Source organism: Lentilactobacillus hilgardii DSM 20176 = ATCC 8290 (assembly GCF_000159315.1).
GTDB classification, from domain to species: domain Bacteria; phylum Bacillota; class Bacilli; order Lactobacillales; family Lactobacillaceae; genus Lentilactobacillus; species Lentilactobacillus hilgardii.
Window position 1 is genome coordinate 528,317 of record NZ_GG669993.1, and the last position, 22,895, is coordinate 551,211.

A 22,895-nucleotide genomic window follows, 5' to 3' on the forward strand; every position below is an offset into this window, starting at 1 on the left:
CTCCTATATCCTTGTTAAATCAATCGTATTTAAATTACCTGATAAATCACGGTGAGCTGAAAAATACAATACCTGTGTATGTTTACTAATTGTTTTCATCACATCAAAGGCCGCTTTTTTTCGAGTTGCGTCAAAACTCATAAAGCCATCATCAATGATGATAGGCAACGGATAGTCATCACTAAATCCAACAGCCATCGAAAATACTAACGATAAATAAAGCTGTTCCAAAGTTCCTTTTGATAACTCGTTAACATTAAATTGTTCCCCATCCGCTCTAGTAACCATAATATGATCACCGAACCGGACATCTGAATAATTTCCCTGTGTCATCACGCTAAAATATGCTTTAGCGCCCTTTATCGCTTTTGGTAAACGTCCCTTAGTTGCGATATCAAGCACTCTTTGGAGCCATTGATAGCTCAGTGAAATTGCCAAGAATTTGTGAACATTCTCCAAGATTTCCGATTCCTGATTGGCCAATTCCTGCTTTAAATCGTAATAACGACCATTACTAATAAGATCATTCATTTGAATAGTCAGTTTTGTCTGCTTTTGAGTTAAGTTATCAATTTGTTCATGGAGCTGACTCAATTCATTTTCTAATGCCCTTGATTGCCTTTGAAAACCGTCTCGATCCATCTCTTGAAAATCAGACATACCTGCCGATTTCAATTGGTCAAACAGCTCTTTTTTTCTTTCCAATTTTGCCTGAATATGTTTTTGTCTATTCAGCACATCGTAAAAACCATCTTCAGACTTTAAATGACGTTTAGAAAGGAAATCAATTAGTTTTCCCTGTTCGCTGCTGAGCTGATCTCGAAGGTGCGCAATAGTCTGTTCATAGGCTCGAGACCCTGCCTTCCTACTTTGATAATTGTCCTGCTGCCTTCGCCATTGAGAAACTGTTTGATCAATAATAGCAAGATGCGTCAAAACGTCGTCATTAGATGGAATCCAGTGACTCGCAAACTGCCACTTTGCTAAAAAATGATTTATTTGTTGAAGATAAGACGTCTGTTGACTTTTCAGTTTATTTTCTTGATCAATTAAATCCAACAAACGTCTCAGACCGGGTTGAATTGACAACCACTGACTTTGTGAAATCCCTTCTAATCGGTATTTCGACACAAGAGTCGTTAATTGGTCGTCAAACCTTCCTACCTGCGCGTACTGCGACTGGACACTCCGATCACGACCGGTCTGCTGCTGACTAAAACCATACCAGGCTACAAAGCCGGCCGCAAAGTATCCCATCCAACTAAAAGCAAAACGGTGTAGCAAAATAGTCAGCAACACAATTATACCGGCAATTAAGTAGATCAGATAATTTGATCGATCATTTGACCGCCCCCGTTGTTGACGTCGACTTCCAGCTTTCGTTTCAACGTTTTGACTTTGATTTAACATTGTTGTTACCAATATCAGATCAGCATCATTAAAAGGAGTTGGAAATTGACCACTTTTATTCCTTGGCAGGTCATTTTGAGTTTTAGTGAGTTGTTGCTGATTATCTGCCAATTGTTCATCTACAAATCGAAACTGTGGCAATTTATTTTTAATTTCAACTAACTGAGCTGTCAGCTCATCAATTTTCACTTTGTTTTGTTCATAAAATCTTTGTGATGGCGATTCATTGATTTCTGATGCTATCTCTTCCATTTGTTTTTTATTAGCTTTTAACTGGTCCTGGTAGGATGAAATACGGGAGTTCAAGGTTTGAAATGTCAAAACGTCTGCATCGGAAAATCCCTCTTGAAGTTGCGATTCGTTAACCAACTGCAATTCATTATATTTTGCCAGAAGTGGAAATGATGAGGCAATTCGCTGATTTTCCTGACTTCTGTCTTGAAGCTTCTTCAAATTACGCCGAGCAGTTTGCAACTGATTACTTGTATTTACAGCTTCCTTTTTTAGCGCCTGAAAATTTAGATAATCTTGTCGCGCTGATTGTACTTTATCTTCAAGTTCTTGATAACGTTTTAGCTGAAGATTAAGTTCAGGCTTTCGTCCACGCTCTGAATAAATTGACTTCGCTTGTTTCTCCAGCTCTTTTTGAAGACCAAACCACTGGTCTGAATTGGTAATCCCAATCTGTTGAATACGCGTACGCAATTCATCTTCACTCATTTGATACGCAGCTTGTTGATCTTCTCCATCAAAATAAAAAAGTTGTTGGTAGGCGTTTCGATCCAAAGGAGAAATGATTTTATGATAATCATCTTCACTTAGTTCGGTATGTTGATTTTCATCAAAAAATCGAACCGTCCCGCCTTTTGGTCCTTTAGTCCGAATCAACCGGTAACGGTGGCCTTTATATCTAAAGATAATCTCACCGCCATACATATCTTGATGATTTTTGGGAATATATTGGCCATGAATTGCCTGCCGTTTACTTTGAAACCCGAATAAGACAGAAATGATGAAGTCAATAATCGTGCTTTTACCAGCTTCATTTGGACCATATATCATCTCTAACGATTGATTAAAAGGAATTTCCGTATCAATCCACTTACCATACCCATATATTTTCAAATAGTCGATCATCATTATGAATCACCCTCTTCATGATCAATATTCTCCTGAAGAATCGCTGTTGAACGATTAAAAATATCGTTTAACGTATCTTGAGCATTCAAATCATCATTAATAAAGCTTAATGCCTTCAGAGAACCAGCCAAGTCGAATAATGTTTCTTTCGTAAATGTCTCCGACTTTGCTTGATCAAAATAGGCTTGGTCCAGACGACTGATTATCACTGGTTTAGATTGGTGAACTTTGATTGATGTTATCCAGCAATTTAACTGCTGCCAGTTTTGAGTGTTTAAATTCTGAAGTGCTGTCAAAAATGTACCGTCAAAAATGGCCTTTAGTATGTCCGATGGAATCGTTATATGACTATCTAGAACCACTTTAAGAAAACTTAATTTATAAAAATTAAGTGACGCCAAATGGCTAAAAATGGTTTCCGGTAGTTCACCAACGGATTCACCATTGAATTCAATTTGGATTGTTTGCCAAATGATTGGCGCTGTTGCAACAAATTTTGGCTTTAAAACATGTTGCGCTGCTTCCACCATTAAATAACCTTTTTCACCAGATTCATTAATGTGTCGCCCCTGCGTGTTCCCAGAGTAATTAATCGTTTTTTGGGGATTTAGCGACTGCCTTTTATGAATATGCCCCAGTGCCCAATAATCATATCCTTTCTCTTGTAACTGATTTAAATTAAATGGGGCATAATTGGCCTCCGGAGAGTTTAAAGTGGCCAAGCTACCATGTAACATACCAATATTCCAATCTGCGTTACTTGCTTGAGGATAATCCTGTATGATTGGATCCTTAATCCATTGACTGCCAAAACTAAATCCTGAAATCGCTACCCGTTGGCCATCCTTTAATAATAAAGTGGTAGTTGCCACTTTATTGCTAAAAGCATATGTGTTCTCCGGATAACCCAGTTGATTAACACGACCACTAAAATAGTCATGATTTCCAAATGAGATCAAAACGGGAATTTGATGATCATTAAGCCGATTCAGTTGTTGAACCAAAAAAGTTTCAGCATGAACACTATGATCATTTCGATCAAATAGATCTCCTACAAGCAACACAAAGTCAACATTCTGTTCAATTGCATCATTAACGATTCTTTCAAAAGAAGTAAACGTTGAATTTCGAATTTTATCCCAAAGATCCCTGGGAATCGTATGGTTTTGTAAGCCTAAAAAGGGACTATCCAAATGGAGATCTGCTGCATGAATAAATTTCATTTCAAAAACCGTTCCCTTCTATATAATTATGTACGTAAAAAATGCCGAATTTAGTTTTCAATCACTAAATTCGGCATTCTATTAATCACGATATAAGTCAATAATTGGCTGGGTTACAACTCTATTAACATCATTCAAGAGGTCATTTAATGCCTTTTCTTTAGTCATCAAATTGGAAATCGACTCATTTTCTTTAACCTGATTGGCCATATTCTGAGCTCGTTTAATATCAGTCTCAGCAGGTTGTTGACCTTGCATCTGCTGTTGTTGTAATTGTAATTGCAGCTTTTGAAAAGCTGTAAATAACTTAAAAGTATCCGGATCAGCTTTGATCTTCTCAAACGCTGCCTTTAAATCAGCAAACTGAGCAGCGTCTTTTAATTCGCTTTGAAGTTGGGATGCGGTATCCATTAATTTATCAGACATAAAAATCTCCTTAATTGTTATAGTCAGTTAATTTTAACATACAAATACTGATGTTCACACTTTTTCTCTATTGGCCAAACCATTTCTTAGCATCATCAATAAAACGCTTTGCTTTTTGTCCAATTGAATCAGAATACTGTTCCGTTTTCTTTTGAATCGTATCCCAGAGATTGTTATGACTATTTTGTTGGTCCTGAACAATTGTCTGCGCATCCTTGGTGTTAAAGCTGGAATTTCTAGTATAAGGCAGCATTGTTTGCATTTCGTTTCTAAAGAGTGGCCCCATACCGGTACCGCTTAAGTTTTCCAAATGATGTGCTTGACTGGTACTGTCAAAACCTTCCCAAGTTGCAACAACCAAGTCCGGTGTGTATCCGATAATCCATTTATCCTTTGTCGCATCTGAAGAACCGGTATTATCTGCTTCAGTACTACCAGTTTTTCCAGCAACGGAATATCCGTAAGGTTTAGCATCTGCACCTGTCCCATTATTAAAGACACCCAACATCATACTGGTCATCTGTTTTGAGACAGAGGCGGGCATGATTTGTCGTCCCTGTTGCTTGGCCGTATTATCAACGATCACCTTGCCGGTTGAATCCACAATTTTGCGAATGTAGAAAGGCTTCATGATTTTTCCACCATTGGCAAACGCTGTATAAGCTCCGGCCATCTGTTGTGGGGATACACCTGATGACAGCCCACCTAAGGCCAATGCAAGGTTCTTGTCTTTTTTTGTAACCGGAATATTGAAGTCCTTAACAGACTGATAGCCACGATCAACCCCAATCTGGTTAAGCAACCAAACTGCAGGGGCATTCATACTTTGAGCAAGCGCCTCATACATTGGGACTTTTCCCTGATACACATTATTGTAGTTTTTTGGTGTGTAATGATTGGTTCCGTATGATTTTTTCTTATCAACCAATTCCGAGTCAAATTTATACCCCGCCTCTAGTGCAGGTGTATAAACCGCCAGCGGTTTCATTGCCGATCCCGGTTGGCGTTTGATTTGGGTTGCCCGATTGTAACCACGGAAGACATGCTGCCCACGACCACCAACAACGGCGGTAACACCTCCGGTAGTTGGCGAAACCCCAATAGAAGCGGCTTGTACCTCCGTCCCATCTGAAGCATTCGCAGGAAACAAGGTGTTATTTTTAAAGGTTGCCTGCATTTGTTGCTGTTGAGATTGATTTAAATTGGTATAAATTCGATATCCTCGATTCATAATCTCAGATTCCGTCAAGCCATATTTACTAATCGCTTCATCAATAACAGCATCAAAGTAATACGGGTATTTGTATCCATCCTTTCGAACGTAAGTATCTCTGACCTCAATGGGCATTTTTTTATAATAGTTAGCCTGAGCTTGCGTTAACTTGTGATTCTCAACCATCAATTGAAGAACAACATTCCGTCGCCACTTGGCCGCTTTCGGATGATCAATCGGATTAAATGCACTTGGCGACGTCAGCATCCCTGCTAAGACTGCAGCATCAGGAACAGATAGTTGGCTGGCATTCTCGCCAAAATATTTTTGAGAAGCATCTTGGACACCCCAAACACCATTTCCAAAGTAAGCATTGTTCAAATACATCGTTAAAATTTCATTCTTTGAGTAAACATTCTCAACTTGAATCGCCAAGAACAATTCCTTGAATTTTCGGGTCATAGTTTGCTCTTGTGATAAATAAGCATTCTTTACCAATTGTTGGGTTAATGTACTTCCACCGCCACTAATATAGTTATGATGAAGCAATTTATTCTTTAGAAGCAAAAAGAAGGCCCGTCCGATCCCTTTAATAGAAAACCCATGTTCATGATAGAAGTTTCGGTCCTCAGTTGAAAGAACCGCCTTAGGAATATTTCGAGATACCCTATTCAAATGAACATATGTCCCCTTTTGGGCATATAATTCACCCGCTTTTTGATTACTGGCATCAAAAATTTCAGTCGTCTTTGACAAAGATGATTCCAGATTTTGAACGTGGGCCGTTTTCGCAAGAAAAGTTAAGTAAATGCTTCCAACCAGTGTCACCGTTAGAAAAAAGACAACCAGCCATTTAATAAGATGAAATTTTCTACAAAACCGATTAAATTTCCTGATAAGTGATCCCAACCACCTTCGGGAAGATTTAGTTGAATTGTTGTTATTCATTAGTCTCTCCTTTGTAGATACAACACATTGTATCACAAGTGTTAATTTCAAAAACTGAAGTGTTGTAAATTTTAAGGGGGATTTAAAAAACAGTTCGCCTGCCGGACAAAAGGCAAACATTGCAAAGCCCAAAGATGGCGTACTCAATCTTAAACAAAAAAAGGCAGGGCAAACTGATCATTGTCCCAACCTCACGTTTATTTTTAAAATTACATTGCGTCTGGTGCTTTAACACCCAACAGATTCAAAGATTCCTTAAGCACGATCGAAACTGATTTGACTAATGCCAAACGGGCACCTAATTTGTCATCTTCAACCAATACCTTTGAATGAGCATAATACTTATTAAAGGCTTTTGCCAACTTCAGTGAGTATTTAGCAACTTCAGAAGGCTCAAAGTCTTTACATGCACTTTCCACAACATGTGGGAATTCATTCAAAGCTGTGACAGTTTCCCATGCAGCAGGATCGTCCAGTTCTTTGTCAGTGGTGTGGAAGTCAATGGATGAGGCCTTCTTAAGAATGCTCTCAGCACGCGCATGCGAGTATTGAACATAAGGACCAGTCTCACCTTCAAATTTAAGTTGATCCTCCAAAACAAAATCAATATTGTTAGTTCGTTCATTCTTTAAATCGCCAAAGATAATAGCGCCAACGCCAACTTCCTTGGCAACTTCATCTTTATCTTCCAAATCAGGGTTTTTGGCCTCAATTTGTTTTTTCGCAAGATTAATTGCATCGTCAAGAACTTCATCTAAAAGAATGATTCTTCCAGAACGAGTCGATAATTTTTTGCCATTGACTGTAATCAAACCAAATGGGATATGATGAAGGTTTTCAGCTGACTGTAATCCCATTTCGAGTAAAACGGCCTTTAATTGCTTAAAGTAATAGGTTTGTTCTGAACCAACCACATATAAATTCATGGCTGGTTTGTATGTGCGGTCACGATAAATAGCAGTCGCAATATCACGGGTGATATAAAGTGTTGCCCCATCACTCTTAAGGATCAAAGCAGGATTTAACTTATACTTATCCAGCTTGACAACCTGGGCGCCTTGTGACTCAACTAAAAGACCCTTATCCTTCAAGATTTGGATACCCTCATCCATTTTATCGTTATAAAAAGCTTCCCCATTAAACGTATCGAAAGTAACACCTAATTTGTCATAAATTTTATTAAATGACTCCAAAGATACTCGACGGAACCATTTCCAAAGCTCGGTTTCCTCTTCATTGCCATCTTCCAATTTCTTGAAAGTTTCCCGAGCTTCGTCATCGAGTTCTGGATGTTCCTTATCTTCTTTATGGAATTTGACATAATACTTAACCAAATTATTGATAGGGTCCCTTTTGACATCGTCTTCATTGCCCCACTTCTTATAAGCAACAATCAACTTACCAAATTGCGTTCCCCAATCCCCCAAATGGTTATCCTTGATTGGATGATATCCATTTTTAACAAGTAATTTTGCAATTGAATTACCGATAACGGTAGAACGTAAGTGTCCCATTGAAATAGGCTTTGCAATATTAGGCGATGACATGTCAATCGGCACATTACCGCCCTTACCATTATCATTTTGGCCATAAGTTGAGCCTTCTTCAATGATAGTTGTTAAAACCTGTCCGCTAAACTTACCCTTATCCAAAAAGAAGTTAATGTAGGCGCCCTTTGCTTCAACTTTTTCATAAGATGTTTGGTCAATTTTTGAAACCAAATCCGCAGCTATCTGGTTTGGTGCTTTATGAAAAACTTTAGCCAGCGAAAAGGCTGGGAATGCTAAATCGCCCATCGATAGTGACTTCGGTTGTGCCAACTTTTCGTACACTTCTGCTGATGAAAGTTCATCGTTTAAAACGCTAAGAATTGAATTAGTAACTTGTGCTTTGTAATCCATTGCTGTTCCCTCCATAGATATCTATACAAAAAAAGCCCTTACAACAAAAAATTGTAAGAGACGAGTAACCCCGCGGTACCACTCTAATTGATATAAATATCCGCTCAATTTATTTTAATTTAGTATTCTAAAAAGCACGCTTCGTTGGATAAGTATCCCGGCTTTCACCATCCCGGAATCGCTCATTACTTAATTAACCAACTACTCCTCTTTTATTATTGAATAATCATCATGTACCAGATGTATGTTAACTTGTTGTCACTAACTTGTCAACAAATACAACAACCACCTGGATCGTACATCATACTTTGTACGAAGCGGGTAACGGGAATCGGACCCGCGACACAAGCTTGGGAAGCTTGGATTTTACCACTAAACTATACCCGCATGGCAAGAATAACTAATAAATATTATATCATGCCAGCGTGCCTTTGTCATAAACATTTTTATAAACATTTTTTATCTATAAAGAAAATAAAAAACAATTGCAATTTTCTTACAAATTAAAGATACTTAATATTGAAAGGGTGATCGCGGAATGTGGATTACACTCAATTACATGTGTTGGGCAATTTTACTTATTAATTTTATTTGGGGACTTACTCGAAATATAAAAAAACGGGTCATCGATTCTATGATGATCTCTCGGTTATTTTATTGGATGATTGTTATCAGCCAAGTTGTCATTGGACTGCGCTCATTCCATCGCCATTCACTATTAGTTGGAATTGGTGCCATAATAACGCTGATTATCATTGCTTTATCCGAAACAGCATATGGCAGAAAACAGGAAATTAATTACACACCCCGCCTACTTTGGATTCTCATCATTTTGGGAATCATCGGTGCGGGCATACAAACAACGGTCAACTTTTAAAAAGCTGACCGTTTTACTTTTGCATAAACTATGCAATTAATTAATTTGTGAAACTATTGCAGCCGATTTTTGGAGTCTTTTTAATCTAGTTGCTTATCAGCAATTCCTCGATTCTTTAGTGCCAATTCAATTGTTCGCTTTACTAATACCGTTTGTGCGTCAATCACTGGAAATGAGTGGTCGCCTGCCCGCTGTTGGGCAACGGATAGTTCAGTACAACCAAGAATAACAACATCACAGGAAAACTTATTAACCATTGTCGACAGGATTTGATGATACAGATCACCGTCAACCTGATTCTTTTCTTTGATATCATCGTAGATCAATTCCATTGTCTGATTAGCCGTTTTTTCGTCAGGCTTTACCAAATCATAGCCCGCATGGCGAATCTCCTGATCATATATACCATCATGAAGAGTTCCACGTGTCGCAATCAGCCCAACTCGCTTTGCACTGGGAACATCATGCTTAATCTCTTTCACAGTCTCCCTGGGCATATGCAAAATCGGAACACTGGTCAACGCCTGAAGATCGTCAAACGAGTAATGAGCAGTATTACATGGAATAACGAAAAAGTCTGGATCTAATTGACTCTGCTGCTTAATATCTTCGGCCAACGGAATAAACGGGTTGGGCTTACTATGATCCAAGATATAGTCAGTTCGATCAGGAATGGTTGAATGATTAACCAATATATAATTTAAATACTCCTGGTCTTTTTTGGCAGGTGTTCGTTCATTTAGAATATGAATAAAAAGTTCTGTAGCCTCAGTTCCCATTCCACCAATAATTGTAAAAAAGTTTTTCATTTAATTTCAGTCCTTATTTGGCGACAAAGTAACGTTTATAGTCTTTAACATAGTTATGCATCATCCATTTGTATAACGCAAATCTCTTTAAACTTTTATCCTTAGCGTACCAAAATGTATCACCATAGCGACCTTCATCAATTAATTGCATGGCATGTTTTTTTACGTCATTTTCCTTTGCATACTTTTCAAAAATCTTTGGTGTTACGCCTAACCAAAGGAAGTAATGCTGTTTATCTTTATTTGCATAAACTGTTTGTTGATCTGCCAATGAATCATAAACATAGTCCTGTACAACCCAATCGGCAAGGTGATAGCCGTTAAGGGTCACAAAGAAACTGCTTCTTCCGGTCCGCAAATTAATTTCAAACAACTTATAAGATTGATCACGTGTATCAAATTTGATATCGAAATTGCAATAACCGGTAAACTCAATCTCTTCCAAAAATTTCTGAACCCGATTATAGATATCTTGATTATATTCAGGAATAATTGCAACATAATTCCCAATTGCTGCCGGTGCAGGATCTTCCAACAGCGGGTGCCCCAAACACATCAACTTGACTTGATGTTTCCTATCAACATAAACGTTTAATGTCCGCATATGACTGTCATCCCCAGGAATGAAATCTTGAAGAATGAAATCCGACGTATAACCGTTAGTATAACTTTTTGCGACAACGTCTTTAAATTCTGCTTCATTTTGAATAATAAATGCCTTTTTACGTCCTTCAAAATGAATATCAAGCCACTCAACACTATTTGCAGGTTTGAGCGCAACTGGATATCCAAAGGGTTGTGTTATTTCCTCACCAGACTCATACATCGCTTTTGTGATGATCTTTGTCTTTGGATATGGCAAGTCATACTTATCACACATCTTGTAAAAATTCTCTTTATTGTTCAAATTCCGAAGCATTTCATAATCAACATATGGGCATACAAAAACATCTTCGAGTTCTGCCTTATGTTTTGAAATAAGTTCAGCATAACCATCACCACAACCAATTAAAATAACAGGTTCCTTATGATCAGCATATCGTTTTTTGATTTTCTTCATCTCATCAATCCAAACCGGATCTTCACTGAATCCAGGAATCAATTCCAAATCAACAATTTTCGTATACCGGGTTGGTGCCAAACTTACCTCAGCAAACGCTTTAACCGGTTTGCCATAAATATCGTACAAGCTTCGAGCCATACCATAGACATTAAAATCACTGCCTAATAAAACTGGGGTGAAGTCGGTGCTTTGATTAGTCATTTAAAGTCATAGTCCTTTCACTAAATTTGCTACTATTGTCGCATCGCCCGCATACGGCACATTTTTTCCATTAATTTTTTGAAAGGCATCATGACCCTTGCCAGCCACAACAACCAGATCCCCCTGTTTACTTTCCAAAACGGCTTTTTGTATAGCAGACGTTCTGTCAGCAATGTAACTTGTTTTAACGCGTGCTGGATCAATATAAGCCGCAATTTCATCCGCAATTACTTTGGGGTCTTCAGTTGCCGGGTCATCCGTTGTTAGATAAGCTACGTTGGCTGATTCATTAATTGCTTTTCCCAGCCCCTCACGACGGTCAATTCCCTTGTCTCCTGTACTTCCCGTAATAACAATCACGTTTCCATCCGGCGATTGCTTTTTAAGAAAATCCAGAACTGAATGCAAACTGCCATAGTTATGCGCATAATCAACATAAATTGTGCCATGTTGCTTTGTTGAATAAATTTCCATTCGACCCGGAACCGTCGTATGAGACAATCCATATTCAATCTCTGTTGGGTGCGCTCCCATCATAGCACTTGTAATAGCTGCAGAAACGGCATTACCCTCGTTATAATCACCGGCAATGCTGATTTCATAAGTACCATCTATTCCAAGTTGTTTTGCTTTATCACTAACAGAAATAAGTTGAATTTTATTCTCACTTAAGGAATCAGCGAGCGACTGATATTCAAAATCTTTAGGCAATTGTTCGTTCATTGTCGACCCTTTACGATGATATACAAAAATATCTTCGGGCTGACTGGTAGCTTTTGCAGTATAGTAAACGTCCACCATATGATCACTGTCAGCATTGATGACACACTTTTTTGAATTAACCAACAATTGTTCCTTACAATGTAAATAGTCGGCAAACGTCGGATGTTCATTTCGACCAATATGGTCTGGTGAGATATTCAAGAAAACGCCGACATCATAACGAAGATTATAAACTCGCTGCTTTTTATATGCCTGTGAAGAAACTTCCATAATCAAATGGGTCATGTTGTTCTGAACTGCTTTATTCATGTTTGTAAACAAATCTAAAGACTCCGGTGTTGTCAAACTGGATTTAATCACATCTTCAGACTTATTTCCAACAACCGTATTAATTGTGGAGAACAATGCCACTTTTCGATCATAAACCTTATCCAGTATCGATTTGGTAAAGTAGGCAGATGTCGTCTTACCTTTTGTTCCAGTGTATGCAATCGTTGGTAAGCTATTCTGCGGAAACCCAAAAAATGCCGCACTTAGCAGCGACATTGATTTTTGAATATTTTTAACGATGATTCCTGGAATAGTGACATTATGATATTGCTTTTCTGAAACATATCCACTGGCACCACGTTGCTGGGCGTCTGCCAAATACGCTTCTCGAAAGTTTCCCTTACAAAAAAACAAACAATTATCAGAAACAACTTTAGAATTGTAGGCAACTGATTGGAAACTTTGGTCCAAGCGACTAAATTGACTCTTGACTAGTAAATCATGTTCCTTAAGAAGCATTAACACTTCATCAACAGTAATTTGTGCCAATATATGCACCTTCCATTCTAATCAAATTCTAAATCTTGGTACGGTGAACCAATTTAACTGTGTCTTCAGTGGTATCTTCAGGGAAGTAAATCTGATACCACAAGATAAACGTATAGATCGTAAAAATCTTTTGCATATTGGACTTACCCTCGGCATGCTGCTTAAGCAGGAAATCCAGCTGATCAACGTTAAAGAACTTTTTGGCTGTATCTGAATGGAATTCATGAACAATCCGTTCATGATATTTCGGATCATTAATCCAACTGGCAATTGGTGAAGGGAAGCCTAGTTTTTCCTTTAAAGCAGTCTTTTTAGGCATCTCTCGCTCAGCAGCCGTTCTCAACGCAATCTTAGTCTCTTCAGGTGTAATTCGAGTCTTAACCGGCATTGTAGAAGCAAACTCAGCAACCTTTTTATCAACCAAAGGTACTCGAACCTCTAATGAATTACACATACTCATTCGGTCAGCCTTGTGTAAAATATCGTATGGCAACCAGGTATTAATATCAAAGTACTGCATCTGTGTCATCTCATCCTTACCAGCGACATCATCAAAAATATGCTTGGTATAGGAACCGGAATCAACATTAATTGAAGGATCTTTAAGCACTTTGCTGCGATCGTCATAATTAAAGACGTAATTAACCCGATAGTATCGTTCGCTCAAGGGTTGTGCCCCTCTGACCAAGAAACGTTTACCATGGAAACGAGGCAATTTACGGGCAACAGCAGCTAGTCCCTTTCTAACCGGTTTCGGTACATATTTTTGATAACGGTCAAAAGGAATCGATTCCAAATACGTATTGTAGCCACCGAAGAACTCATCGGCGCCTTCACCTGACAATGCAACTTTAACGTGTTTAGAAGTTTCTTTTGACAAATAATAAAGTTGAATTGCTGCTGGATTAGACAGTGGCTCATCCATGTAATACATCATGGTTGGCAGGAAATTAAAGTAATCATCGCCATCCATGTAAATCGGGGTGTTTTTTTGTTTAATTGTCTTGGCAAATTCTGTCGACCATGCCAATTCACTATATTTAGAATGATGGAACCCAATTGAAAATGATTGAATTGGCTTAAGCTTTGCTGCTTCATTTAATACATAACTTGAATCAATTCCGCTTGATAAGAAGCTACCGACTTCAACATCCGCAATCATGTGGGCCTTAACTGAATCATCAACAATCTTTTGGATTTTATCAGCATCGCCTTCAATTGTTTGGCTGTTATCAATATGATCATAATTGAATTTATAGTAACGATGTGTTTCGGTCTTGCCATCTTTATGAAGGAAATATTGACCGGGGAGCAATTTATAAACGTTCTTAAACATCGTTTCTCTTGAAGGAATAAACTCAAAGCTCAAATGGATTGGTAAGAGGCGTAAATTGAGTTCTTTTTTAAAATTTGGATGCTCGAGAAAAGCTTTTATTTCAGATCCCCAAAGGAATGTGTCTCCATCGTCATAGTAATAAAGCGGTTTAATGCCAAAATGATCTCTTGCGCCAAATACTTCATTATTTTTTTTATCATAAATAACGAACGCGAACATTCCTCTTAATTTATCAAGAAGTGCCGGTCCCCATTCTTCATACCCATAAACTAAAACTTCAGAATCAACATCGGTCTTGAATTCGTATCCAAGATCACGAAGTTCTTCTCGAATTTCTTTGTAATTGTATATTTCACCATTAAAAGTTAGTACCTTTGTCTGGTCAGCATTGAACATCGGCTGACGACCGTGGGCTAAATCAATGATGGAAAGTCGTCGAAATCCCATTGATACGTTTTCGTCTGCAAAATAAGCCTCGTCATCCGGACCACGATGCTTAATTCTGTCTGCCATGTCATTAATTGTACCTTCAGGAACATCTTTTTGGTTAACATAACCAACAAATCCACACATAATCAATTCCCCTTTTGTTGTAAATCTAACTTTGTTAGCCTTAAATACCGAACATAACGGTTTTTATTTTATCAGATAACGGCCACAGCTACCAGTAGTATAATGTTTTCTTAAAAAACCGGCGTCACAGTGCAAACAAACCGGCTTTGAATTTCATTTTACCACCAATATAAGTTATACTGGTTTTAAGAGTATGAAAAAGCATTGAAGGGAGCGGTACCTATGGATGAAATAGTATTCTTTAACCCGGGGGACTCAATTGGTAATTTTCACGACCACAATGAAGCTGTGAAAACTGCCCAAATTTATAAACAAAAACAAGAAGCTGACAAAAAAGTGTTGGTTGTTCACGGTGCGAACAACCAATCATTTGATATTTTTCTTGCTGATGACGCGATTACGCACAGTAATGAAACCAATACAGATTCCAAATCAAATGAAAAACCATACCGTGTTTCTGATAAACTTTAATTGTTCACTTGAAATCCTTTCGTTTTTAAATAAAGAGCATCTATCAAACATTTTTCATTCAAGTGTTTGATAGATGCTCTTTATTTAAAACATTCAATAAGCCGCTCTTAAATGAACCGCATTGTCAATCTGACTAGTCTTTAGTGTTAACAACCAACACTTTGGTTGTTGCATTTCTGACAACGTAAGCAGTCGTTGAACCAATTAGTAATCGGTTTAAAGCATCAACCCCTGACTTGCCAATCACAATCAGGTCAATCCCATGCTGATCAGGATAAATATGGGCAATAATGTTTTTTGGATTACCAACATCTGCTGATGTTTCATATGAGACTCCTTGCTCATCAACATACTTTTTAGCGTCACTTAATATCTTATCAGCCATCTTCTTCTGATCATCATACATGCTGGGTGGCATTCCCGCTGCACCTGCACCATAATAAAAGTTTGTATTATTAATAACTGTTAACAAACTCAGCTTTGAATCAAACTTTTTTGCCAAACTAATTGCTTCTTCTAGTGCCTGCTTCGAGTTACGACTACCATCAAGTGGTATAAGAATGTGTTCATACATCGTGTCTCATCCTTTCTGTGTAAGCGTAATCAACGTCTCTACAATTATTATAATGCTGTTTTTATTAAATAAAAGCAATTAGTAGGGCTTAAATTATACAATTAATCACAATAGAAGACGATTATTCATTTTTCTAGAAAAATGGTATTGTTAATCATTAAGAAGTCTTTAAGTATGACTAAAGAATTAAAAATAAATACAATAACATGATATTCTATCAAATAATTGTCGCTAAAGCGAGACATCAATATTTAGAAAAACTTTTTAAATGGCAATAGAGTATTAGTTAAAAGTAATTTACGAAAGAGGAGAATACAACATGCGTTTCGATACTTCAAAATATCCAGAAGGAGAAAAAGCCCTTAATCCTAATCATGTCAAAAAGATCAAACTATTAGGCAAAATAGCAACCTTCACCTGCATTTCGATGTATGTTTCTTATATCCCAGAAATCATAGCTAACTTTTCTGGTCATCCGGTTTCTCCGATTCAGCCGCTTGTAGCCATGGTAAATGCCATTTTATGGGTCGGATATGGTTGGTTTAAAACTTATAAAGATTGGCCAGTCATTATATCTAACGTCCCTGGCGTCATTTTCGGAATGATAACAGTACTGACAGTCTACATTCATTAATAAGCATGATGGAGTGGTTGTGACAAGCCTAAATTTTGTCCAACCGCTCTTTTTATGTTTTCTAGTGTTAGTTACAAAAAAGAGACCTCGCTAAACGTTAGTTTAACGGGATCTCTTTTAAAAGAATCTTCAATACGTTATCAATATGCCCCAAGCAGGATTCGAACCTGTACTTGATTACTCAAACAGCGACCTGAACGCTGCGCGTCTGCCAGTTCCGCCATTGGGGCAACAAAACAACATATCTTATTTTACACTAAAAGTTGTAACTTGAAAAGATATTTTGACGTTTTGATCGAAATACCAAGAATCGGCTTGCATTAGGATCTCTCTTCATCAAAAGATATCCAATAACTGCCATTAACAGTGCCCCAACTACATCTGAAATCAAATCAGTCATTGTATCCATAAGTGCTGCTCTACCAATCAGCATCCGACCTGCAGCTTCATACCGCTGGAGATTCAATCCGGCAAGGCCATCTGCTGTAAATTCATAAAATTCCCAAAAGACACCGCATGTAACGCCAAATGTAAATGAAAACAGACTCATCAAAAATGGCATATCCCAAGCATTCCTTCTTGATCGAGAAATACCCTGAAAAATAGCATATCCTAAACCAGCCAGCATAATTGCGGACAAGATATGTTCATACTTATCCCAATATTGAACACCATAGAATTGCAGACCTGACCCTAGAAAGATAGACATGTATAGGAAAATGTAAAAGAAAATTAATTCCACTTGTGGAAAATAAAAATGGCCAACCCATTCAATGAAGAAGGGTAACATTGCAATTATAATTCCAATGCCAACCTCAATTAGCAGCAGTGATTGGTTTGAAAACTTTGGCTGACCTCTAAAAAGCCAGTACCCATAATAACCTAAATATCCAATCATAGAAATAACGCTAATAACACAAAGCCATGTACTGAATCTAATTTTGCTCATTTGCATTATGTAAAAATCCCCCTTAACCAAGTTAGATAATCGACTACAATTTAATCGTTGTTAAAATAAATGCCTTGCTTTTAAAACAAAATAATTTACAATGTTATTATACACTACGCGAACGGAGTTGAACCAAATGCCAGAAACACAACCAATCAGACTTGACACCCAGTTATGTTTTCAGATCTATACTGCCAATAAAAAATTCAATAAGTTTTACCAAGACGCCTTAAAACCTTTTAACTTGACCTACCCACAGTACATTGCTTTGTTAACCCTTTGGGAAAACGCACCAATGTCCGTTAAGAAGATCGGTAAACATCTTCATCTGGATAGTGGCACTTTAACACCTTTGTTAAAACGACTTGAAAGTCATGGATGGATCACTCGGACTAGAAGCCCTCAAGATGAAAGAACAGTTATCATTCAATTAACCGATAAGGCACTGGAGCAACGAGATACTGTCTATGATCGTGTTAACAGTTGTCAAGATTTACTGCAACTGTCCAATGAACAAATTGAAGATTGTACAACTGCCCTAACAATGCTGGATGAACATCTTGATTCATACAACAATGCAGACAAATAATTAAGTTTAATATTTTTACCAATAAAAACGTTTCGAATCGGTTCATTCCTACTACTAGCAGGGACTGCCATTCGAAACGTTTTTTAGCTATTTTGCTATTTACAAACAATGTCTAGTGTTCATACCATCCCACTGGTCCAGGATTTAAATTGATATTAATTTGTTTTGTTTCTTGATACTCTAGAAGACCATCTTCACCCAATTCACGACCAATACCACTCATTTTATAGCCACCCCAAGGAGCTTCGTTAAATGTTGGGTTGTAACAATTTATCCATGTAATGCCTGCACGGATTTCCTTAATCACTCGAAGTGCCTTGGCACCATCTTTTGTGTGAACTACTCGGACATGAATGGCCGAGCTTCCGGGAACACGAAGTAGTATTTAGGCTGTTACATCGGTATGCCGAAACCCCAACTTACAGAACTTCGCTCTTTTACCACGGCTAGTTCCTAACCAATAGCTTTCAGTCCGCAATTAAGGATATTAACTGCCGCATTAATATCTCTGTCATGATGAGTCCGGCATTTAGAACACGTCCACTCCCGAATAGTTAAGGGTTTAGCGCCGTCATTCTGACCGCACGCTGAACAGATTTGGGACGTGTTCCTGGCGCTCACCACCAGTAACTGCTTACTGTACCAGGCACACTTGTATTCAAGCATGTTGATACCAACTGGCATTAGCGATTGACTTGGCTAGATGGTGATTGTCATCAGATTTTTGGTTTTCAAATCCTCAATCACAATCATAGTTTCTAACTAAGTCCGTCGTCAGTTTATGCAGGTAATCTTTGCGCTGGTTGGCAATTTTAGCTTGATAACGCGCTTTGGTCATTTTAGCCCGTTGCCAAATGGTTGCCACAACTGACCGGTTTGTTCCTAATTGGGGTTATAAGTGCAGCTTAACCCCTTTAACCACCGTGGTCATACAAGACCTCCTCTCGTTTGCGTTGATCGTCAAGGCTCTTAGTAACTGCCTGTTCATTGACAGGATGATTTCGACATCGTCACTCGGCGACCACCAGTGGTGATCCTTTGGTTGCCAATCATTAGTAGGTAGCTGCGAACACTGACAGAATAGTTGAAAAACCGTCATGCCCTTTAGCCATCAAACCAGGTCAGTGACTGATCGTTTAGATGGTGCGCCTAACTAGTAGGAGGGCAGAGATTTCAAAACATATTCATCAGCGATTTCGTCAGCCATGCGTTTAAAAGCCCTTTCAACGTGCCCAGTTAAAGTCACGTTTTGATACTTGGTTCCCCCGTGTGTAATGGCAAATCGGATTATGCAACCAGATTTGGCCATACACTAATCTATTTGTACTTTTTAAATAATTGTTATAGCATATTAAAAAATGTTACCGTACACGTAAATTCATAAAATAAGGAAATTTATTGGCAGGTAATGATGATAAGCGTTCATTGGACGTAAAAAAGGAGGTTGGGAAAATAGTTAAAAATCAATACCACAACGTTCCTACCTTAAAGTGAAGATCCCGTGAAATCAGCTTAAAAAACGCTGATTTCACGGGATCTTTTTAAAAAGTAATGTTTTTTGGACTTATGTCCCAGCCACTGCCACTATATCAAAAACAGACGAGTAAAGAACAATCAAACTAACGGCTAAGGAAGTCTGCACCCAGCTTTCCAACGTCATTAAACAACCGGATTGTGTTCATTCTACTTCTTGATCCAAATGTCAATAATGCAATGGAAATCACCTTATTGCCATATACAAATTCTGCTACATCATGATCAATCTGATAACCTTCACCGGTTTTATTATAAACTTGAATGCCATTACCTGTCTCATCAAAATCACCGGGTAGCTTATATCGGAATTGTTGATTCAAAAACCAGGTCTTTGTCATTGGATGATTAGCAATGGCCATTTCTAACAGCCTTTGACTTTCGGCAGGTGTTGTATAGTTATCTTTTCCATTTTCTAAAGCATTTGTATCCATCAAATACCTATTAAGACGGGTTTTATAAAATCCCATTTTAGATAAATATTGATTAACATGATCCATTCCAATAAGGTCAATAACCAAATTAGTAGCCGAATTATCAGAAACACTGATCATCAAAGCCAGAAGATCTTTCAGTTGGAATATTCTTTCGGAAAGGAGCTGTAAAACACCGGCCCCGCCAACTAATTTATCCCTCCGTACATGAACTTCTTTATCCAAATCAAAATGACTATCCAATACATCATTTAAGATAGCCAGCTTAATCAAAGAAGCCGACCGAAATGCTTTATTTGCATTAACAGCCAGCTTTTGCTCATGATTAACTTTGATAATCAAACCAATTGTTTCAGGAGCTTTTGAAACTAAATTTTGAATTAGCTGAAACTCATCTTTACTCATCGCCAATATCTCCGAAAGCCTGCAAATTCAGAAGCAAATTTGGGCTCAGTGAGGCTTGCAATATCAATCGTTTTTCCAGGTGTCCGTGATTCAATCATTTTACCTTCACCTATATACATGCCCACATGATGGACATAGCCACGCCCATGATCATATCCAAAGAATACTAAGTCTCCCGGTAAAATAGCTTCTGGTGCAACCGGCATTCCGCCATCATGTTGATCATCAGCATCTCTTGGAATATCAAATCCTAAGACCCGATGCATACTATAAACCAGTCCCGAGCAATCAAATCCGTAAGAACTGATGCCACCCCAAAGATAACGCATGCCGAGAAATTGACGAGCCATTTCAACCATTGTTTCACCAGAATTTTGACCCGAAACAGGTAAAACTGATGCTTGTTTATCAAGGTACGCCTTGCCTAAAGGTGTTGCGACCTCAAGATAATCACCATCAATGCCTACTTCAGGTAAAATTGTCCCTAAACTAATTTCTATCAACGGTTTTTTGTTTGCATCATACAATTGTGCAGACTTGGCAGCAACCCGAACCGTTGACGTAACTGGCGGGTAGGTAATTTGCTGGTCACTCAACAGTTTTGTTGGAACCCATCCCGGATATCCTCTTGAATCAGAGTCATCCTTCTGATTGCTGACAAAGACCTTTGCCCAATCGCCATCAAAATGATCAATAATCAATTCATCATTAAACAATGCTTGGGTCTCCAAAAGATCATCGTCACTGAGTTTTACAGATTGTTCATTACTCATTTGAGTAACCCATTTCTTGCCATCACCATTTAAGGCCGGTTCATCGACCGGACGCGGTGCGCTTTTTGACTTCCAGATAGTTGCCACAGGCACTTTAACACGTCTTGTTTCCACCGTGACACCCCCATTCGTTTTTTATTATGATACCACGAATTTGACTTTCAATAAATAAGTTCGACTTCCTGGACCAATTGACCCTGTTTTATCCAAATAGATAATCATAAGCAAGTGAACTACTCGGCCATGAATGACTGAGCTTCTGGGAACACGAAGTAGTATTTAGGCTGTTACATCGGTATACCGAAAACCTAACTTACAGAACTTCGCTCTTTTACCATGGCTAGTTCCTGACCAATAGCTTTTAGTCCGCAATTAAGGATATTAACTGCCGCATTAATATCTCGGTCGTGATGCGTTCGGCATTCAGAACACGTCCATTCTCGAATAGCTAAAGGCTTGGGTCCATCATTCTGACCGCACGCTGAACAGATTCGGGAAGTGTTCCTGGCGCTCACCACCACTAATTGCTTACCGTACCAGGCACACTTATATTCAAGCATGGTCCGGAATTGAGACCAACTGGCGTTTGCGATGGACTGGGCTAGATGGTGATTGCGCATCAGATTTTTGGTTTTCAAATCCTCAATCACAATCACATCATAGTTTCTAACTAAGGCCGTCGTCAGTTTATGGAGGTAGTCTTTGCGCTGGTTGGCAATTTTCGCTTGATAACGCGCTTTGGTCATTTTAGCCCGTTGCCAATTTTGATAATCATTGAGTGCCAGCTTGGATAATTGATGGTGATGATTCCATTGACGCATCGCCACGGTTGCCCGCTGCTTGCGCCGGCTAAACTTGGATTGCCAACGCGTCGCTTGCTTTTCGAACCACTTAGCCTTGAAGGTCCCGTACTTAACCCCGTTAGAGTCAATCGCTAAATCGGCAACGCCCATATCCAAGCCCACCATTTGGTGAGTCTTCGGCAAGTCGTGAACTTCGGTTTCGACCTGCAGGGAAAGGTAGTAGCGCCCCGTTGCGTCATGACTAATCGTGTAGCGCTTAATTTTGGCGTCGGCTAATTGGTTAGTCTTGCTGGTCCGAATACTCCCGAGTTTGGGCAATCTTAAACGCTGCTTAGCCTCTACGACGCAGATTGATTGCCCGGTATAGGCTTGCTTAGCGCTATGGCGGGACTTAAACCGGGGATGACCACCCCGATGTTGAAACAAGTTCTTAAAGGCAATCGCAAGGTTATGGTTAACCACAAATAAGCTGGTGGAATCACTCGCTTTGAGGAAAGGGTACTCTTGCTTAAACCGTTTAAGCAGATAATTCATATCGTATTCACCAACAAACTGACTTTTCGGGTTATTTTCATAACGTTTATTAGCCGTCGCTAACATTTGATTCCAAACAAACCGATCGTTGCCAAATAGTTGCCATAATTGATTGATTTGTGCTTAGTTAGGGTATAAGCGCAGTTTAACCCCTTTAACCAACGTGGTCATACGATACCTCCTCTTGTTATTTTTCTCGTTTGCGTTGATCGTCAAGGGACTTAGCGATTGCCTATTGATTGACAGCCCCGATCCTTTGGTTGCCCCACTTGTCGACAACTTCGGACACTGATGTCAGTCATGCTGTTTAGGCACGCTCACTAGTAGTTGAACCTGACCATCTTGACCATCTTCAGATGAACAATTTAAAAACCGGGTTCATCGGCGGTTCCGTCAACCAGGAGTTTGAAAACTTTCCCACTGTGTCTGGTTAAAAACTGCTACTCTTATGCGTTATGGTAATTCACGTTATGCAACGAGATTTGGTCATATATTAATCTATTGTACTTTTTTTAATAAAAATTATAGCATATA

The 22,895-nt window shown here is 38.6% G+C and carries 19 protein-coding genes, 2 tRNA genes and 1 pseudogene; 4 read left to right on the plus strand and 18 right to left on the minus strand.

Annotated elements, in window-relative coordinates:
- Positions 1-3 precede the first annotated feature (3 nt).
- The 6 genes from HMPREF0519_RS06640 to HMPREF0519_RS06665 all read right to left on the minus strand — a co-directional run bounded on the left by HMPREF0519_RS06640 (position 4) and on the right by HMPREF0519_RS06665 (position 8,648).
- Entirely contained in the window at positions 4-2,550 is a 2,547-nt protein-coding gene (locus HMPREF0519_RS06640; RefSeq protein WP_004561636.1) for an ATP-binding protein, read from the minus strand.
- A complete protein-coding gene (locus tag HMPREF0519_RS06645) occupies positions 2,550-3,773 on the minus strand; it encodes a metallophosphoesterase family protein (protein WP_004561637.1) in 1,224 nt (407 codons plus the stop codon). Before HMPREF0519_RS06645 ends, HMPREF0519_RS06640 begins: the two co-directional genes overlap by 1 nt.
- An 81-nt stretch (positions 3,774-3,854) precedes the next feature.
- Positions 3,855-4,199, minus strand: a complete 345-nt coding sequence (locus HMPREF0519_RS06650) for a YlbF family regulator (RefSeq protein WP_003560787.1) — start codon at positions 4,197-4,199, stop codon at positions 3,855-3,857.
- Between the two features lie 67 nt (positions 4,200-4,266).
- A complete protein-coding gene (locus HMPREF0519_RS06655) occupies positions 4,267-6,360 on the minus strand; it encodes a PBP1A family penicillin-binding protein (protein WP_225428938.1) in 2,094 nt (697 codons plus the stop codon).
- A gap of 209 nt (positions 6,361-6,569) precedes the next feature.
- Complete coding sequence (argS, locus tag HMPREF0519_RS06660) at positions 6,570-8,261, minus strand: arginine--tRNA ligase (protein WP_040472735.1); 1,692 nt, start codon at positions 8,259-8,261, stop codon at positions 6,570-6,572.
- A gap of 316 nt (positions 8,262-8,577) precedes the next feature.
- A tRNA-Gly gene (locus HMPREF0519_RS06665) sits at positions 8,578-8,648 on the minus strand.
- A gap of 151 nt (positions 8,649-8,799) precedes the next feature.
- Between HMPREF0519_RS06665 and HMPREF0519_RS06670 the strand changes: the two genes are divergently transcribed.
- Entirely contained in the window at positions 8,800-9,138 is a 339-nt protein-coding gene (locus HMPREF0519_RS06670; RefSeq protein ID WP_003560793.1) for a DUF1516 family protein, read from the plus strand.
- Positions 9,139-9,218: 80 nt separating this feature from the next.
- Here the strand turns inward: HMPREF0519_RS06670 and HMPREF0519_RS06675 are convergent, their stop codons facing one another.
- Genes HMPREF0519_RS06675 through asnB form a run of 4 tightly spaced genes read right to left on the minus strand, consistent with a single transcriptional unit; the run spans position 9,219 to position 14,662 of the window.
- A complete protein-coding gene (locus HMPREF0519_RS06675) occupies positions 9,219-9,947 on the minus strand; it encodes an aspartate/glutamate racemase family protein (protein WP_004561640.1) in 729 nt (242 codons plus the stop codon).
- A gap of 13 nt (positions 9,948-9,960) precedes the next feature.
- Complete coding sequence (locus HMPREF0519_RS06680; protein ID WP_004561641.1) at positions 9,961-11,211, minus strand: carboxylate--amine ligase; 1,251 nt, start codon at positions 11,209-11,211, stop codon at positions 9,961-9,963.
- A gap of 6 nt (positions 11,212-11,217) precedes the next feature.
- On the minus strand, positions 11,218-12,762 hold the full coding sequence (locus tag HMPREF0519_RS06685) for a UDP-N-acetylmuramoyl-L-alanyl-D-glutamate--2,6-diaminopimelate ligase (RefSeq protein WP_004561642.1): 1,545 nt from the start codon (positions 12,760-12,762) through the stop codon (positions 11,218-11,220).
- A gap of 19 nt (positions 12,763-12,781) precedes the next feature.
- Positions 12,782-14,662, minus strand: coding sequence for an asparagine synthase (glutamine-hydrolyzing) (asnB, locus tag HMPREF0519_RS06690; RefSeq protein WP_003554404.1), 1,881 nt, complete (start codon positions 14,660-14,662; stop codon positions 12,782-12,784).
- A gap of 222 nt (positions 14,663-14,884) precedes the next feature.
- Here asnB and HMPREF0519_RS06695 point away from each other — a divergent pair, with 222 nt between their 5' ends.
- The gene (locus HMPREF0519_RS06695) at positions 14,885-15,133 is read left to right on the plus strand and encodes a hypothetical protein (RefSeq protein ID WP_003560803.1); all 249 of its coding nucleotides are present in this window, start codon (positions 14,885-14,887) and stop codon (positions 15,131-15,133) included.
- A gap of 133 nt (positions 15,134-15,266) precedes the next feature.
- Here HMPREF0519_RS06695 and HMPREF0519_RS06700 read toward each other — a convergent pair whose 3' ends face one another.
- Entirely contained in the window at positions 15,267-15,707 is a 441-nt protein-coding gene (locus HMPREF0519_RS06700) for a universal stress protein (RefSeq protein ID WP_004561643.1), read from the minus strand.
- 319 nt (positions 15,708-16,026) lie between these two features.
- Here HMPREF0519_RS06700 and HMPREF0519_RS06705 point away from each other — a divergent pair, with 319 nt between their 5' ends.
- Positions 16,027-16,341, plus strand: coding sequence for a SemiSWEET family transporter (locus tag HMPREF0519_RS06705; protein ID WP_003554407.1), 315 nt, complete (start codon positions 16,027-16,029; stop codon positions 16,339-16,341).
- Between the two features lie 146 nt (positions 16,342-16,487).
- Here the strand turns inward: HMPREF0519_RS06705 and HMPREF0519_RS06710 are convergent.
- Positions 16,488-16,571: transfer RNA gene (locus tag HMPREF0519_RS06710), tRNA-Leu, on the minus strand.
- 26 nt (positions 16,572-16,597) lie between these two features.
- On the minus strand, positions 16,598-17,296 hold the full coding sequence (locus tag HMPREF0519_RS06715) for a DUF2238 domain-containing protein (RefSeq protein WP_004561645.1): 699 nt from the start codon (positions 17,294-17,296) through the stop codon (positions 16,598-16,600).
- A 130-nt stretch (positions 17,297-17,426) separates the two neighbouring features.
- Here HMPREF0519_RS06715 and HMPREF0519_RS06720 point away from each other — a divergent pair, with 130 nt between their 5' ends.
- Positions 17,427-17,879, plus strand: a complete 453-nt coding sequence (locus HMPREF0519_RS06720; protein ID WP_003554409.1) for a MarR family winged helix-turn-helix transcriptional regulator — start codon at positions 17,427-17,429, stop codon at positions 17,877-17,879.
- A gap of 112 nt (positions 17,880-17,991) precedes the next feature.
- On the opposite strand, the gene HMPREF0519_RS13330 is transcribed toward HMPREF0519_RS06720, so the two are convergent.
- The 5 genes and pseudogenes from HMPREF0519_RS13330 to HMPREF0519_RS06735 all read right to left on the minus strand — a co-directional run bounded on the left by HMPREF0519_RS13330 (position 17,992) and on the right by HMPREF0519_RS06735 (position 22,478).
- Positions 17,992-18,264 carry an aldehyde dehydrogenase family protein gene (locus HMPREF0519_RS13330; protein WP_311319213.1) on the minus strand — a complete coding sequence of 91 codons (273 nt, stop codon included), beginning with the start codon at positions 18,262-18,264 and terminating at the stop codon, positions 17,992-17,994.
- A gap of 68 nt (positions 18,265-18,332) precedes the next feature.
- Positions 18,333-18,732: pseudogene (locus HMPREF0519_RS13685) on the minus strand (RNA-guided endonuclease TnpB family protein); the annotation flags it as partial.
- 766 nt (positions 18,733-19,498) lie between these two features.
- Complete coding sequence (locus HMPREF0519_RS06725; protein WP_004561647.1) at positions 19,499-20,251, minus strand: serine hydrolase; 753 nt, start codon at positions 20,249-20,251, stop codon at positions 19,499-19,501.
- A complete protein-coding gene (locus HMPREF0519_RS06730; RefSeq protein WP_004561648.1) occupies positions 20,248-21,138 on the minus strand; it encodes a C40 family peptidase in 891 nt (296 codons plus the stop codon). Before HMPREF0519_RS06730 ends, HMPREF0519_RS06725 begins: the two co-directional genes overlap by 4 nt.
- A 194-nt stretch (positions 21,139-21,332) precedes the next feature.
- Positions 21,333-22,478, minus strand: coding sequence for an RNA-guided endonuclease TnpB family protein (locus tag HMPREF0519_RS06735; RefSeq protein ID WP_225429191.1), 1,146 nt, complete (start codon positions 22,476-22,478; stop codon positions 21,333-21,335).
- Positions 22,479-22,895: the final 417 nt, after the last annotated feature.